The sequence below is a fragment of the Cupriavidus sp. USMAA2-4 genome (assembly GCF_001854305.1).
In the GTDB taxonomy this organism is placed as follows: Bacteria; Pseudomonadota; Gammaproteobacteria; order Burkholderiales; family Burkholderiaceae; genus Cupriavidus; species Cupriavidus malaysiensis.
In genome coordinates, this window is record NZ_CP017748.1 from 2,243,886 (window position 1) to 2,257,792 (window position 13,907).

13 protein-coding genes are annotated in these 13,907 nt (G+C 70.1%); 4 read left to right on the forward strand and 9 right to left on the reverse strand.

The genetic code is table 11. The annotated features are described in order from the left end of the window. Positions 1 to 19: 19 nt before the first annotated feature. The gene (gene lipB, locus BKK79_RS09945) at positions 20 to 757 is read right to left on the reverse strand and encodes a lipoyl(octanoyl) transferase LipB (RefSeq protein WP_071037614.1); all 738 of its coding nucleotides are present in this window, start codon (positions 755 to 757) and stop codon (positions 20 to 22) included. A gap of 142 nt (positions 758 to 899) precedes the next feature. After that, positions 900 to 1,268: a DUF2917 domain-containing protein gene (locus BKK79_RS09950; RefSeq protein ID WP_071037615.1), complete on the reverse strand. Its 369-nt coding sequence runs from the start codon at positions 1,266 to 1,268 to the stop codon at positions 900 to 902. 184 nt (positions 1,269 to 1,452) lie between these two features. On the opposite strand from BKK79_RS09950, the gene BKK79_RS09955 reads away from it, so the two are divergent. Next, entirely contained in the window at positions 1,453 to 2,412 is a 960-nt protein-coding gene (locus tag BKK79_RS09955; protein WP_071010689.1) for a transcriptional regulator GcvA, read from the forward strand. A gap of 1,306 nt (positions 2,413 to 3,718) precedes the next feature. Here the strand turns inward: BKK79_RS09955 and BKK79_RS09960 are convergent. The 7 genes from BKK79_RS09960 to gatC all read right to left on the reverse strand — a co-directional run bounded on the left by BKK79_RS09960 (position 3,719) and on the right by gatC (position 10,519). Continuing rightward, on the reverse strand, positions 3,719 to 4,774 hold the full coding sequence (locus BKK79_RS09960) for a tyrosine recombinase XerC (protein WP_071037616.1): 1,056 nt from the start codon (positions 4,772 to 4,774) through the stop codon (positions 3,719 to 3,721). Between the two features lie 66 nt (positions 4,775 to 4,840). Further along, positions 4,841 to 5,506, reverse strand: a complete 666-nt coding sequence (locus BKK79_RS09965) for a DUF484 family protein (RefSeq protein ID WP_071010687.1) — start codon at positions 5,504 to 5,506, stop codon at positions 4,841 to 4,843. Between the two features lie 78 nt (positions 5,507 to 5,584). Then, positions 5,585 to 7,042 carry an Asp-tRNA(Asn)/Glu-tRNA(Gln) amidotransferase subunit GatB gene (gatB, locus tag BKK79_RS09970; protein ID WP_071010686.1) on the reverse strand — a complete coding sequence of 486 codons (1,458 nt, stop codon included), beginning with the start codon at positions 7,040 to 7,042 and terminating at the stop codon, positions 5,585 to 5,587. A gap of 107 nt (positions 7,043 to 7,149) precedes the next feature. Continuing rightward, the gene (locus tag BKK79_RS09975; RefSeq protein ID WP_071037617.1) at positions 7,150 to 8,118 is read right to left on the reverse strand and encodes a dienelactone hydrolase family protein; all 969 of its coding nucleotides are present in this window, start codon (positions 8,116 to 8,118) and stop codon (positions 7,150 to 7,152) included. Between the two features lie 5 nt (positions 8,119 to 8,123). Beyond that, complete coding sequence (locus BKK79_RS09980; protein WP_071015979.1) at positions 8,124 to 8,597, reverse strand: hypothetical protein; 474 nt, start codon at positions 8,595 to 8,597, stop codon at positions 8,124 to 8,126. Next, positions 8,597 to 10,102: an Asp-tRNA(Asn)/Glu-tRNA(Gln) amidotransferase subunit GatA gene (gatA, locus tag BKK79_RS09985; RefSeq protein WP_071010684.1), complete on the reverse strand. Its 1,506-nt coding sequence runs from the start codon at positions 10,100 to 10,102 to the stop codon at positions 8,597 to 8,599. Before gatA ends, BKK79_RS09980 begins: the two co-directional genes overlap by 1 nt. A gap of 117 nt (positions 10,103 to 10,219) precedes the next feature. Next, the gene (gene gatC / locus BKK79_RS09990; protein ID WP_071010683.1) at positions 10,220 to 10,519 is read right to left on the reverse strand and encodes an Asp-tRNA(Asn)/Glu-tRNA(Gln) amidotransferase subunit GatC; all 300 of its coding nucleotides are present in this window, start codon (positions 10,517 to 10,519) and stop codon (positions 10,220 to 10,222) included. A gap of 577 nt (positions 10,520 to 11,096) precedes the next feature. On the opposite strand from gatC, the gene BKK79_RS09995 reads away from it, so the two are divergent. The 3 genes from BKK79_RS09995 to mreD all read left to right on the forward strand — a co-directional run bounded on the left by BKK79_RS09995 (position 11,097) and on the right by mreD (position 13,843). Next, positions 11,097 to 12,140: a rod shape-determining protein gene (locus BKK79_RS09995; RefSeq protein WP_071010682.1), complete on the forward strand. Its 1,044-nt coding sequence runs from the start codon at positions 11,097 to 11,099 to the stop codon at positions 12,138 to 12,140. Positions 12,141 to 12,278: 138 nt separating this feature from the next. Next, entirely contained in the window at positions 12,279 to 13,334 is a 1,056-nt protein-coding gene (mreC, locus tag BKK79_RS10000; protein ID WP_071010681.1) for a rod shape-determining protein MreC, read from the forward strand. Further along, a complete protein-coding gene (mreD, locus tag BKK79_RS10005; protein ID WP_071037618.1) occupies positions 13,331 to 13,843 on the forward strand; it encodes a rod shape-determining protein MreD in 513 nt (170 codons plus the stop codon). Before mreC ends, mreD begins: the two co-directional genes overlap by 4 nt. Positions 13,844 to 13,907: the final 64 nt, after the last annotated feature.

Below are 13,907 nucleotides of genomic sequence, written 5' to 3' on the forward strand. Positions count from 1 at the left end.
CACGGGGCCGGGATCCGGCTCAGGCCTCGGCCGCCTGTGCAGCCGGCACGGCCTGCGCCGCCAGGCTGCGTGCCTGTGCCGCTGCCAGCACCTCGCACAGCGCCGTGGCCAGGCGCTGCGCCACCTCGCCCTGCCGCGCCGCCCCGACAGGCTGGCGCAGCACGCCGCCCTGCCCGTCCGGCAGCGCGACGGTCGCGCCGGCACTGGCCATGTCGACCGTTTCCAGGCCGGCGTAGCCGCAAGGATTGATGCGCAGGAACGGCGCCAGGTCCATCTGCACGTTCAGGCTGACGCCGTGATAGCTGCAGCCGTTGCGGATCTTCAGGCCCAGCGCGGCGATCTTGGCGCCGCGGTGCGGCCCGTCGGACAGGTAGATACCGGGGGCGCCGGACTTGCGTTCGGCGGCCAGATTATACGCCGCCAGCGTATCGAGCACGGCCTGCTCGATCGCGTGGACCATCTCGCGCACCATCAGCTTGCGGCGGCGCAGGTCGAGCAGCAGGTAGGCCACCACCTGGCCCGGGCCGTGGTAAGTGATCTGGCCGCCGCGATCGATCCGCACCAGCGGAATCGACGGGTCCGGCGCCAGCAGGTGCGAAGGATCGCCCGCCTGGCCGAGGGTGTAGACCGGTGGATGCTCGACCAGCCAGATCTGGTCGGGAGTATCGGCATTGCGCGCGTCGGTGAAGGCGCGCATCGCGTCGAAGCAGGGCTGGTAGTCCTCGCGGCCCCGCTCGATGACTTGGATTTCGTGCATGCCGCCAGTGTAGCGAAAAGGGCGTGGGCGCGCCGGCCCAGGCCCCGCCGGCCACCGCGCGAGGCGGCCGGGACGGCCCGGGGGGTGTGGCCCAGGCGTCTCAGGTGGGCTTCAGGTGGGGCTCATGAGGCTCAGACGGGGCTCAGGCGACCTTCGGATCGTCCTGGGAAGGCGTCCATTCGGTGCCGCGCACCAGGCGCCGCACGATGCGGTACAGGGCATGCGCGACGTCCGCCAGGGTGGCGGCCGGCTGGCGCGCCTCGGCCGCCAGCGCCAGGCGCACGGCGCGTGCCGCGCGCGGATCGACGCTGAGGACGACCTGGTCGCCGTGCGCCAGTTGCAGGCTGCCGCCGCAGCGCAGCCAATAGTCTTCCGAATCGTTCTCGCGGGTCAGCCACAGGTCGATACCCGCCGCGTCCTCCACATGCAGCCGCTGGGCGGCGTGGATCGACAGCGACGCGACTTCACCGGGGGCGAGTGTGAACTGGGTCGTTGTGAGCAGGGCTTCCATGATGTTCTCCGCACGGCAGGCACCGGCATAGCGCGCCGAAACTGGCCTGGTCCATTTGCCTGATCAGTTTTTCCAGGCATTTTCGCTATCGGTGCATTGGATTCTAGTGATTGCCGGCGCACCCTCAAAACGATATATTTTCCGTCTACTTGCTAAATATCCTCACATAAAAAGAGGGACCGCCATGGCCTGGAAGAGCGCTTCGGAAAAGGACCTGCCGCGCGGCTGGCATCGTGAACTGCCCCGCCTGCCGGCGCTGGGCGCGCTGCGCGCCTTCGAGGCGGCCGCCCGCCATGAGAGCTTCTCGCGGGCCGCCACCGAGCTGTTCGTCACCCATGGCGCCATCAGCCACCAGATCCGCGCGCTCGAAGCCGAACTGGGCCAGCCCCTGTTCGAACGCCACGGCAAGCGCGTCAGCCTGACGCCCGGCGGGCGCGTCTACGCCGAGCGCGTGCGCGACGCCCTGCTGCAGATCGCCGACGCCACCCGCGTGCTGCAGGCCGGCAAGCGCGACAAGCGCCTGACCATCAGCACCATGCCCTCCTTCGCCGCGCGCTGGCTGACGCCGCGCATCGGCAGCTTCATCGAGCGCCATCCCGAACTCGACGTCGAACTGCTGTCCTCCAACAGCCTGGTCGACTTCGCACGCGAAGAGGTCGACCTGGCGCTGCGCATGGGCAGCGGCGACTATCCGGGCCTCTATGTGGAAAAGCTGCTGGACGATGTGTTCTTCCCGGTATGCAGCCCGCAATTCAACAGCGGCAAGCTGCCGCGGACGCCGCGCGAGATGGCCGGGATGCCCCTGCTGCGCGGCGAAGGCGATCCATGGCGGCCCTGGTTCGAGGCCGCCGGCCTGGACCTGCCCGAACCGCGCAAGGGCCTGCTGCTGGAAGACTCCTCGCTGCTGCTGCAGGCCGCCGCCGAAGGCCAGGGCATCGCCCTGATCCGCTCCTCGCTGGCCTATAACGACCTGCTGTCCGGGCGGGTGGTACGGCTGTTCGACGTCAGCATTCCCTGCCCTTGGCTGCTGTATTTCGTCTGTGCGCCGGGCACGCTGGAACTGCCAAAGGTGAAGGCGTTCCGGGAGTGGCTGTTGCCGGAGATGGCGGCGTTTCGGGAGGTGTTGAAGCGGTGGGAGGGGTGAGTTTCGGGGGTGTTTGGGCGCCGGTGATTTAGGGCTTGTCGTGTGGGTTCGAGCGGTGTCGGTTTGCGAGGCAACGGCCTGTTTCGGCTCTCGTGACTCTGTGCTTGTCTTCGGGTGGTGTTGGTATGCGTGGCAACAGCCTGTTTCGGCTCTCGTGACTCTGTGCTTGTCTTCGGGCGGTGTTGGTATGCGTGGCAACAGCCTGTTTCGGCTCTCGTGACTCTGTGCTTGTCTTCGGGCGGTGTTGGTTTGCGAGGCAACAGCCTGTTTCGGCTCTCGTGACTCTGTGCTTGTCTTCGGGTGGTGTTGGTATGCGTGGCAACAGCCTGTTTCGACTCCCCTGCGGGGAGCCGACTTACTTTCTTGGTCTCGCCCAAGAAAGTAAGCAAAGAAGGCGACCCGGGTGCGGCGCCCCCCCTCGCGAATGGGCCCCGGCCGCCGCGCCCGTCCGAACTCGCGGCCTGCGGCCGCTCAGACAGCGGACGGGCTTCATCGGCGGCCGGGGCCCATTCGCGAGGCGCCGCACACGGGAGGGAAAGGCCAACCGTTGGTCTGCGAGCGGGCTCACTTTTGCATAGCGGCCAGGTTTGCTGAGCCTTTGTGTTCGGCCAGTTGCTGGCCGAACACCCCCACCCGAAGCGAAGCGAGGCGTGGCGTCTGTTCCCTGCCGTGTGCGGCGCCTCGCGTGCTGGGGCAAAGAGCGGAAAAGAGGGCCCCCTGTCTGAGGATCGCCTTAAGGCGATCCGAGTTGGGGCCCGGCCGCTCTTTGCCCCAGCACGCGAGGGGGGGGGTGAGCCGCACCCGGCGCGCCTTCTTTGCCTACTTTCTTGGGCAAGACCAAGAAAGTAGGTCGGCTCCCCCGCAGGGGGAGTCGAAACAGGTCGTTGCCTCGCAAACCAACACCGCCCGAAGACAAGCGACAAGGCATCAAGTCACGAGTGCATTGGTGTGCGGCCAGCAAGCTGGCCGCACACCCCCCACCCGAAGCGAAGCGAGGCGTGGCGTCTGTTCCCTGCCGTGTGCGGCGCCTCGCGTGCTGGGGCAAAGAGCGGATTAGAGGGCCCCCTGTCTGAGGATCGCCTTAAGGCGATCCGAGTTGGGGCCCGGCCGCTCTTTGCCTCAGCACGCGAGGAGTCTTTGAGCCGCACCCGGCGCGCCTTCTTTGCCTACTTTCTTGGCAAGACAAGAAAGTAGGTCGGCTCCCCGCAGGGGAGTCGAAACAGGCTGTTGCCTCGCAAACCGACAACGCCAGAACCCACACGACAAGCGTCAAGTTACGAGAGCCGAAACAAGCCCCCCAACCCACTCAATCCTCATCCTCCTGCCCCACCGCCGCAGCCGGCCCCTCCCTCTTCGCCCGCGGATGCGCTCGGTCATAGACCTTGGCCAGATGCTGGAAATCCAACGCCGTATAGATCTGCGTGGTCGCCACGCTGGCATGCCCCAGCATCTCCTGCACCGCGCGCAGGTCGCCGGAGGATTGCAGCACATGGGTAGCGAAGGAGTGCCGCAGCATGTGCGGATGCACATCGGCCGGCACCCCGGCCCGCAGGGCATGCTGCTTGAGACGCAGTTGCACGGTGCGCGCCGGCAGGCGCCGGCCGCGCGCGCTGAGGAACAGGGCGGCGGCGTCGGCTGGCGATGCGGCGGGTGACAGCAGCGTGTCGCGCACGGCCAGCCAGGCGCGCAGGGCTGCCATCGCCTTGCTGCCGACCGGCACCGTGCGCCGGCGCGAGCCCTTGCCGATCACGGTGACCTCGGCGCCGGCCAGGTCCAGCCAGCCGGCCGAGCGGTAGTCGCCGTCTTCCGTATAGCGCAGGTCGAGCTGGACCAGTTCGGACAGCCGCAGCCCGCTCGAATAGAACAGCTCGAACACCGCCTGGTCGCGCCGGCCTTCGGCGCCGTCGCCGGCCGGGTGCTCGACCAGGGCCACCACCTGGTCCACCGCCAGCGCCTTGGGCAGCGGCTTGCCCATCTTGGGCGCGCGCACGCCGTCGACCGGATTGGCCTCGACGCCGTGGCCATGCAGCGCCGCCCAATGGAAGAAGCCGCGCCAGGCCGACAGCGTGCGCGCAATGCTGCTGCCGGCCAGGCCGCGGCCGTGCAGGCGCGCGGCCATGGCGCGGATGTGGCGGGTCTGCAGGGCCGTCAGCGCCACCCCCGGCGCGTGGCGGGCCGCCTGGGCCTGCAGCACGGAGAGGTCGCGCGCGTAGTTGGACAGGGTGTGGGCCGCCAGCTTGCGGCCGGTGGCCAGCCAGTCGAGGTAGGCGACCACCAGCGGGGCGGGAGGGGAGGCGGGGGGCGCCGCGGTCTCGGGTGCTGCCTGGACCTTGGCGCGGGTGGTGGGCTTGCGGGTGGCCATGCCGGGAGCGCGTGGTGGCGGGGATGGGGGCGGAGACGGTGCCGGCGCGGCCCGTCCCGCTCCGCCTCAGTCGCGCAGGCGTGCCAGCGCGGCGCCGGCGACTTCGCCGATGCGGGTCAGGTAGGCCGTGCCCATGCCTTCGTGGAAACGGCGCGCGTCGGGCGAGCCCAGCACCAGCAGCCCGAAGGCCGGGCCGGCGGCGGCCTCGCGCGCCGGGGCGCGCAGCGTCACCATGGCCAGCGAAGCGATGTCGTCGCGCTCCAGCCACGCGGCCGCTTCGAAGCCGCTGTTGGGACCGCAGTACGGCGCGCGCAGGCCGTCGGCGAACAGGCGCACATCGTCGTGGATGCCCTGCGCCACCTCCATGTGCTGGTAGGGCTCGGCCAGGCCCCACAGCCGCAGCGCCACCGCCGGCACGTCGAAGGCCTGCTGCAGGCCATCCTGCACCGCATACGGCAGCGCATGCGAGTCGACCTCCGCCAGCAGGCGCAACTGCCACCCGTGCAGGCGCTGCTGGGTGCGGTCGTTGTCGTGCCCGTGCCGGACCAGGTCCGCCAGGCGCAGCTCCAGGCCCTTGTTCTTCTCGCGCAGGATCTCCATCTGGCGCTCCTGCAGCGAGACCGCCCGATGGCTGTGCGGGCTGGTCAGCTGCACGGTCGCGAGCAGCTCGGCATGCTCCTCGAAGAACTGCGGATTGGCTTGCAGGTAGGCGGCGACGTCTTGGGCGTTCATGGCGTTCTGGCTGGTGGTCTCGCAGGAGTTTAGCAATATCGTGCCGGCGCGCGGCGCTGGCCGCCGCGCCGGTTGCCGTCAGCCCAGCTTCTGCTTGAGCAGCGCGTTGACCTGGGCCGGGTTGGCCTTGCCCTTGGTCGCCTTCATGGCCTGGCCCACCAGTGCGTTGAAGGCCTTTTCCTTGCCGGCGCGGAATTCCTCGACCGACTTGGCGTTGGCAGCCAGCACCTCGTCGATGATCTTCTCCAGCTCGCCCGAGTCGGACATCTGCTTGAGGCCCTTGGCGGCGATGATGGCGTCGGCATCGCCGCCCGCCTCGCCCGCCCACATGGCCGGGAACACGTCCTTCTTGGCCGTGTTGTTCGACACCGTGCCGTCGGCGATGCGCTGCAGCAGCCGGGCCAGCTGCGCCGGCTTGACCGGCGCGGCTTCCAGCGCGATGCCTTCGCGGTTGAGCTGGGAGGCCACGTCGCCCATCAGCCAGTTGGCCGCCGGCTTGGCATTGGCCGCGCCGGCCTCCGCCACCACCGCCTCGAAGTAGTCGGCCATGCCGCGCGAGGCGGTCAGGATGCTGGCGTCATAGGCGGGCAGGCCATAGTCGCCGGTGAAGCGCTGCTGCATCGCAGCGGGCAGCTCGGGCAGCCCGCTCCGGACGCGTTCGATCCAGTCGGCGCCGATCTCCAGCGGCAGCAGGTCGGGATCGGGGAAGTAGCGGTAGTCGTGCGCGTCTTCCTTGGTGCGCATCGCGCGCGTCTCGCCGGTGTCCGGATCGAACAGCACGGTGGCCTGCTGGATCTTGCGGCCGTCCTCGATCTCGGCGATCTGCCACTGCACTTCGTACTCGATGGCCTGCTGCAGGAAGCGGAACGAGTTCAGGTTCTTGATCTCGCGGCGCGTGCCGAATTCCTTCTGGCCCAGCGGACGCACGGAGACGTTGGCGTCGCAGCGGAAGCTGCCTTCCTGCATATTGCCGTCGCAGATGCCCAGCCACACCACCAGCGAGTGCAGCGCCTTGGCATAGGCGACCGCCTCGGCCGCGCTGCGCATGTCGGGCTCGGTGACGATCTCCAGCAGCGGCGTGCCGGCGCGGTTCAGGTCGATGCCGGTCATGCCGGCGAAGTCCTCGTGCAGCGACTTGCCCGCATCCTCCTCCAGGTGGGCCCGCGTCAGCTGGATGGTCTTCTCGTAGAACTCGCCCTTCTTGCCCTCGACCTGGACCGTGATGGCGCCGCCCTGCACCACCGGGATCTCGTACTGGCTGATCTGGTAGCCCTTGGGCAGGTCAGGGTAGAAGTAATTCTTGCGCGCGAAGACGCTGCGCGGCGCGATGGTGGCGCCGATCGCCAGGCCGAACTCGATGGCGCGCTCGACCGCGCCGCGGTTGAGCACCGGCAGCACGCCCGGCAGCGCCAGGTCAACCGGCGAAGCCTGGGTGTTGGGCGCCGCGCCGAAGGCGGTGGAGGCGCCGGAGAAAATCTTGGAGGCCGTCGACAGCTGCGTGTGCGTCTCGAGGCCGATCACCACTTCCCATTGCATGGCGGTATTCCTGTTCGTATCTTGATCTTGACTATCGTTCGTTCCGCCCGGGCCATCCGCCCGCGCGGCGTCTTCATTCGTGTCTTCGTGCGCGTCGCCGCCGGCGCTCAGGGCTCCTCGGCCGCCAGCCAGGCATCGAGCTGCAGCAGCGCCGCATCGCGCGCGGCCGGATCGCCGCCCACCGTGACGCCCTTGCCGGGCCGGGCGCCGCCAGGGACGTCTCGGCGCAGGTGCAGGGCATCGCTGCCATCGAAGCCGTGATAGGCGCCGGGAAAGATCTGCAGCTGGAAGCGCACATCCGGCTGGCGCGCCTTCACCGCGTCGCGCAGCATGACGCAGCGGGTGGCGGGCGTCCAGTCGTCGGCGCCGCCGATCATCAGCAGCAGCGGCGAGCGCAGCCGGAAGTCGCGCTGCTGCAGCGCCTGGTTGCAGCCCGGGTAGAACGCCACCGCGCGCTCCACCGACGGCGTGCCGACAGGCCAGCCGCGGCTGCCGTCGAGCGTGGCCAGCACCGCCTGCGCGCCGTTCGACCAGCCCAGCAGCACGATGTGCCCGGCGTCGACGCCGGGCTGCTGCGCCACCCAGCGCAGCGCGGCCAGCACATCGGCGCGGCGCGTGGCGGCGTCGATGGCGCGGCTGTCGAAGCGCTCGCTGCAGATGCCGCGCGGCTTGCCGCGCGCGCCGAAGCTGTCCGGCATCAGCACGGCGTAGCCGCGCGCGGTCAGCCAGCGGGCGTAGTCGCGGTAGCGCGCGTCCAGCGCCGACGCCGACATCTCGCTGCGCCGGTACAGGCCCGCGCAGCCGTGCAGCGCGACCACCACCGGCTGCGGCGGCGCATGCACGCCTTCGGGCTCCGACGGGCGGAACCAGTAGGCGGGCAGGTCCGGCTCGCCGGGCGCGCCGGGCAGCTGCAGCGCCTGCACGGCCGGCCCCGGCGCGCCGGCATGGGCGTGCGCGTGGGCCGCCGCCGGCTCCTGCCACCACACCAGCGCGCCCAGCAGTGCGGCGACGCTCCCGCCCAGGCGGAGCAGGCGGCGCCACGGCGTGGCGGTGGAGCGGGATCGGCGGGCACCCATCGTTGTCACCTCGTCTGTGCGCAGCCGCCGCCACCCGGCTCGAACAGCACCGGCCAGGCTTCCTCGTAGATGCCCGGGGTACAGCGCTGCTGGCAGTTGGCGTGCGCCAGCGTGACGCGGCGCGGGTCCTGCCAGATCATCAGTTCGCAGGCGCTGCCGTCATTGGCCCGCAGCGCGATGCTCGGCCGCGACTTGACCTGGTGGAAGTCGGCCAGGTTGAAGCTGCAGGAACCGCGCTTGCCCACCCACAGCTTCCACGAGAGCTGCTGCACATTGTTGTTGACCACGCGCAGCTGCGCATCCTCGCGGAAGCCGTCTTCCTCGGTGCGGCGGCAATCGCCGGCCAGGTCGATGGTGCGGTAGGCGATCGGGGTCGGCCCGCCGATGCGCGGCAGCGGGATGCAGCCGCCCAGCAGCGCGGCGAGCAGCGCCAGCAGCGCCGCCAGCGCCGTTCGGCTCGGCCAGCGCCCCGCTTTCATCATGCCTCGGCCGGCTGGCGCAGATGCCAGTCGGTCGCCTGCTGGAAGGCGTGCGCCGCCTGCAGCAGGCGCGCCTCGTCGAAGTAATTGCCGATCAGCTGCAGGCCGACCGGCATGCCGGCCTCGCCGAAGCCGCACGGCACGCTCATGCCGGGCAGGCCGGCCAGGCTGGTCGACAGCGTAAAGATGTCGGCCAGGTACATCTGCACCGGATCGGCGCTCTTCTCGCCCAGCTTCCATGCCACCGTGGGCGCCACCGGGCCCATGATCACGTCGCACTGGGCGAAGGCGCGCTGGAAATCGTCGGCGATGATGCGGCGGATCTTCTGCGCCTGCAGGTAGTAGGCGTCGTAGTAGCCGTGCGACAGCACGTAGGCGCCCACCAGGATGCGGCGCTTGACCTCGGCGCCGAAGCCTTCGGCGCGGGTCTTCTTGTACATGTCGAGCAGGTCGCGGTACTCGGCGGCGCGGTGGCCGTAGCGCACGCCGTCGAAGCGCGACAGGTTGGACGAAGCCTCGGCCGGCGCGATCACGTAGTAGACGGGGATCGACAGCTCGGTCTTGGGCAGCGACACCTCGACCAGCGTGGCGCCCAGCTTCTCGTACTCGGCCAGCGCGGCGCGCACCGCCTGCTCGACGTCGGCCGACAAGCCGGCGCCGAAGTATTCCCTGGGCAGGCCGATGCGCAGGCCGGCCAGCGGCCTGGCGGCGTCGGCACTGGCCCAGGGCCGGCCCAGCAGCCGCGTGAAGTCCTCGTCCACGCCCCCCTGCTCGGGCGCCAGGCTGGTCGAATCGCGCGTGTCGAAACCCGCCATCGCCGACAGCAGCAGCGCGCAGTCCTCGGCGCTGCGGGCCATCGGGCCGCCCTGGTCGAGCGAGGAGGCGAAGGCGATCATGCCGTAGCGCGAGACGCGGCCATAGGTGGGCTTGATGCCCGTGATGCCGGAGAACGACGCCGGCTGGCGGATCGAGCCGCCGGTGTCGGTGCCGGTGGCGGCCGGCGCCAGGCCGGCGGCGACCGCGGCGGCCGAGCCGCCAGAGGAGCCGCCGGGCACGCGCGCCGCGTCCCAGGGATTGCGCACGGCGCCGAAGTAGGAATTCTCGTTGGACGAGCCCATGGCGAACTCGTCCATATTGGTCTTGCCCAGCGTCACCATGCCAGCCGCGGCCAGGCGTTCGACCACGGTGGCATCGAAGGGGCTTTCGTAGTCGGCCAGCATGCGCGAGCCCGCCGTGGCGCGCCAGCCGCGCGTGACGAAGACGTCCTTGTGCGCGATGGGCACGCCGGTCAGGGCGCCGGCCTCGCCGCGCGCGCGGCGCTCGTCGGCGGCGCGGGCCTGGGCCAGCGTCAGCTCGGGATTCACATCGACGAAGGCGTTCAGCGCGCCGGCGCGCTCGATGCGGGCCAGGTACTCGCGCGCGAGTTCCTCGGCGGAAACGGTGCGTGCCGCCAGGGCATCGGAGAGCTGGCGCAGGGAAGTCACGGTATCGACGGAAAGGGACATGACAATCGGGATGGCGTCTGGTGTGGCCTGGCGGCCCGGTCGGGTCCGGGGCGTGCCGGGTCGGGTGGCGGCGCAACGCGGCGGGCCGGTCGGCCCCGGCGCGGGCGCCGGCCTGGCTTACTCGATGACCTTGGGCACGAGGTAGAGCCCGCGCTCGACCGCCGGCGCCGGGCGCTGGTAGTCGTCGCGCCGGTCGGCCTCGGTCACCGCGTCGTCGCGCAGGCGCTGGGACATCTCGCGCACCGCCGACAGCGGGTGGGCCAGCGGCTCCAGGCCGGCGGTGTCGACTGCCTGCATCTGTTCGACCAGGGAGAAGAAATTGTTGAGCTGCGTCAGCGTCTGTCCGGCCTCCTCATCGCTGATCTCGATGCGGGCCAGGTGGGCGATACGCTTGACGTCGGAAAGGTCGAGGGCCATGGCGTGCTAGAGTGCGGGACCGACCGCGGCGCGGACAGCCGGCCGGCACCACGGAGGTGCCGGGCAGTGCGCCCCGGTTGGACAAAGTTACAGGTTTTTTCGAGGCCAATGCCCCCGAAACAGGGGGAATTATAAGGTATCATTACCTGTTGCCGATCTTCGGCAACGCCTGCGCCACACGAGCTGGCAGGCACCGCTGGCAGTGACGCCCAAGTCACCATCCGGCCGTGCCGCCCGAGCCGCCGTCGGCGCGCACACGGATCCTCTGATTAGGCCCGGCGGGCGGGCGCGGCATCGAGCCGCGCAATGTCGTGCCATGCCGCGTGAAACTTCTGAAGAACTTTTGCGCGGCGTTTAATCAAAGGTTCCAGAACGCCTCGCGCGCGTGGTCGCGCGGGCACCGGACAGCCTTCCGGCACCGGGGCCGCCTGCCGCGGCCCTGGAATGCATGGCGGAATGCGGCCGAACCGGCAGGCAGCCTTGCGCCAAACCCCGTACACGCACACATAGCGGCCGGCACCGCCATCGGCGCCGGCCGTTTCGCATACCCGCGAACCAACACAAGACAGGATTCCTGATGTTCGGATTTCTCCGCAGCTACTTCTCCAACGACCTGGCGATCGACCTGGGTACCGCCAACACCCTGATCTACATGCGCGACCGCGGCATCGTGCTGGACGAGCCCTCGGTCGTCGCCATCCGCCAGGAAGGCGGCCCCAACGCCAAGAAGACCATCACGGCGGTCGGCAAGGAAGCCAAGCAGATGCTGGGCAAGGTCCCCGGCAACATCGAGGCCATCCGCCCGATGAAGGACGGCGTGATCGCCGACTTCACCGTCACCGAGCAGATGCTCAAGCAGTTCATCAAGATGGTGCACGACTCGAAGCTGCTGCGCCCGAGCCCGCGCATCATCATCTGCGTGCCGTGCGGCTCGACCCAGGTCGAGCGCCGCGCCATCCGCGAATCGGCGCTGGGCGCCGGCGCCAGCCAGGTCTACCTGATCGAGGAACCGATGGCCGCCGCGATCGGCGCCGGCCTGCCGGTCTCCGAGCCGTCCGGCTCGATGGTCGTCGATATCGGCGGCGGCACCACCGAGGTGGGCATCATCTCGCTGGGCGGCATGGTCTACAAGGGCTCGGTGCGCGTCGGCGGCGACAAGTTCGACGAGGCCATCGTCAACTACATCCGCCGCAACTACGGCATGCTGATCGGCGAGCAGACCGCCGAGGCCATCAAGAAGGAAATCGGCTCGGCCTTCCCGGGCTCCGAGGTGCGCGAGATGGAAGTCAAGGGCCGCAACCTGTCCGAGGGCATCCCGCGCGCCTTCACGGTCTCCTCCAACGAGATCCTGGAAGCCCTGACCGACCCCCTCAACCAGATCGTGTCGGCGGTCAAGATCGCGCTGGAACAGACCCCGCCGGAACTGGGCGCGGACATCGCCGAGCGCGGCATGATGCTGACCGGCGGCGGCGCCCTGCTGCGCGACCTCGACCGCCTGCTGGCGGAAGAGACCGGCCTGCCGGTGCTGGTGGCCGAAGACCCGCTGACCTGCGTGGTGCGCGGCTCGGGCATGGCGCTCGAGCGCATGGACAAGCTCGGCAGCATCTTCTCGTACGAATAAGCCCCCCAGGAGCCACCGATGGCGGAACGCGGCCAGCCTGACACCCCGGGCCCCGCCGTGCCCCGCCGCGCCGCCCACCGATCCCCGCCCGCCGCGTCGACACCGGCGGCCGGGGCGTCCACGCCTGTGCACGGGTAAATGGATTACACCCCTCCGCCGCTCTTCAAGCAGGGCACCTCGGCTGTCGCGCGCCTCGTCCTGTACGTGCTGATCTCGCTCGTGCTGCTGGTGGTCGACGCCCGCTTCAATGCGATGAACGTGGCGCGGCAGGTCGCCGCCACCGTGCTGATGCCGGTCGAGCGCCTGGTACTGGTACCGCGCGACGCGATCCGCGCCATGCTGGATTACGCGCAGTCCTCCGCCGCGCTGGCCACGGAAAACCGCGAACTGCGCCAGCGCGCGGTGCTGGAGGCCGAGACCGCGGTGCGGCAGGCCCAGCTCGAAGCGGAGAACCAGCAACTGCGCAAGCTGCTCGACCTGCAGCAGCAGTCCGCCACGCCGGTGACCGCCGCCGAGATCCTCTACGAGGCCCGCGACCCCTACAGCCAGCGCATCGTGATCGACCGCGGCAGCCAGCAGGGCCTTCGCCCCGGCTACCCGGTCATCGACGAGCGCGGCGTGGTCGGCCAGGTCACGCGCGTCTCGCCCTTCCAGTCCGAGGTCACGCTGCTGACCGACAAGGACCAGGCCATCCCGGTGCAGGTGGTGCGCAACGGCCTGCGCAGCGTCGCCTTCGGCGGCGCCCGCGCGGGCCTGCTCGACCTGCGCTTCATGGCGGCCTCGGCCGACCTGCAGCAGGGCGACCTGCTGGTCACCTCCGGCCTCGACGGTGTCTATCCGGCCGGCCTGCCGGTGGCCAAGATCGTCAAGATCGAACGCAAGGCCGACACCGCCTTCTCGCGCGTCTACTGCGAGCCGGTGGCCGGCGTGCGCGCGCACCGCCAGCTGCTGGTGCTGCGCTACGAGTCCGGCGTGCGCGACCTGGAGGCCAAGGACGACGGCACCGCCGCCGACGCCAAGGGTTCGCGCGCCGGGATCAAGGCCGCGGCGCAGGCCAAGTCGGACGCGCGCGGCGGCGAACCCAAGGCCGGCCAGCGCGGCGGCCCGCGCGCCGAGCCCCGCACCCCGGTCGAGCGTGCCGCCGAGAAGGCGGAAAAGGCAGAGAAGGCCGCAGACAAGGAGTCCAAGCGTTGACCAATCCCCAATACCTGCTGCGGCCGGTCAACCCCATCTTCATCGCGCTGAGCTTCGTGCTCGCCTTCCTGTTCAACCTGCTGCCGTGGGGCACCACGCTGTGGATCCCCGACATGGTGGCGCTGGTGCTGGTGTTCTGGAACATCCACCAGCCGCGCAAGGTCGGCATGGGCGTGGCCTTCCTGCTCGGCCTGCTGATGGACGTGCACGATGCCCGCCTGCTCGGCGAGCACGCCATGGCCTATACGCTGCTGGCCTATTTCGCCATCACCATCCACCGCCGCGTGCTGTGGTTCACCGTCTACACGCAGGCGCTGCACGTGCTGCCGCTGCTGTTCATCGCGCACGCGGTGCCGGTGCTGATCCGGCTGATCATGGGCGCGCCGCTGCCCGACTGGACCGTGCTGCTGGCGCCGGGCATCGAGGCGCTGCTGTGGCCGATGGCCACCGCGCTGCTGCTGGCGCCGCAGCGCAGGCCGAGCGATGTCGATGAGACACGGCCGCTGTAGCGGCCCCGCCCGCGCCCGGCCCGCCGCCGTGTCCCGCCCTCCACGCCAACCTGCCCAGGCAACC

What these genes read in the sequence shown, in the direction of transcription:
- lipB (WP_071037614.1), bottom strand. Translation starts at nt 757, where the DNA reads ATGCACGAAATCCAAGTCATCGAGCGGGGCCGCGAGGACTACCAGCCC.
- BKK79_RS09950 (WP_071037615.1), bottom strand. Translation starts at nt 1,268, where the DNA reads ATGGAAGCCCTGCTCACAACGACCCAGTTCACACTCGCCCCCGGTGAA.
- BKK79_RS09955 (WP_071010689.1), top strand. Translation starts at nt 1,453, where the DNA reads ATGGCCTGGAAGAGCGCTTCGGAAAAGGACCTGCCGCGCGGCTGGCAT.
- BKK79_RS09960 (WP_071037616.1), bottom strand. Translation starts at nt 4,774, where the DNA reads ATGGCCACCCGCAAGCCCACCACCCGCGCCAAGGTCCAGGCAGCACCC.
- BKK79_RS09965 (WP_071010687.1), bottom strand. Translation starts at nt 5,506, where the DNA reads ATGAACGCCCAAGACGTCGCCGCCTACCTGCAAGCCAATCCGCAGTTC.
- gatB (WP_071010686.1), bottom strand. Translation starts at nt 7,042, where the DNA reads ATGCAATGGGAAGTGGTGATCGGCCTCGAGACGCACACGCAGCTGTCG.
- BKK79_RS09975 (WP_071037617.1), bottom strand. Translation starts at nt 8,118, where the DNA reads ATGGGTGCCCGCCGATCCCGCTCCACCGCCACGCCGTGGCGCCGCCTG.
- BKK79_RS09980 (WP_071015979.1), bottom strand. Translation starts at nt 8,597, where the DNA reads ATGAAAGCGGGGCGCTGGCCGAGCCGAACGGCGCTGGCGGCGCTGCTG.
- gatA (WP_071010684.1), bottom strand. Translation starts at nt 10,102, where the DNA reads ATGTCCCTTTCCGTCGATACCGTGACTTCCCTGCGCCAGCTCTCCGAT.
- gatC (WP_071010683.1), bottom strand. Translation starts at nt 10,519, where the DNA reads ATGGCCCTCGACCTTTCCGACGTCAAGCGTATCGCCCACCTGGCCCGC.
- BKK79_RS09995 (WP_071010682.1), top strand. Translation starts at nt 11,097, where the DNA reads ATGTTCGGATTTCTCCGCAGCTACTTCTCCAACGACCTGGCGATCGAC.
- mreC (WP_071010681.1), top strand. Translation starts at nt 12,279, where the DNA reads ATGGATTACACCCCTCCGCCGCTCTTCAAGCAGGGCACCTCGGCTGTC.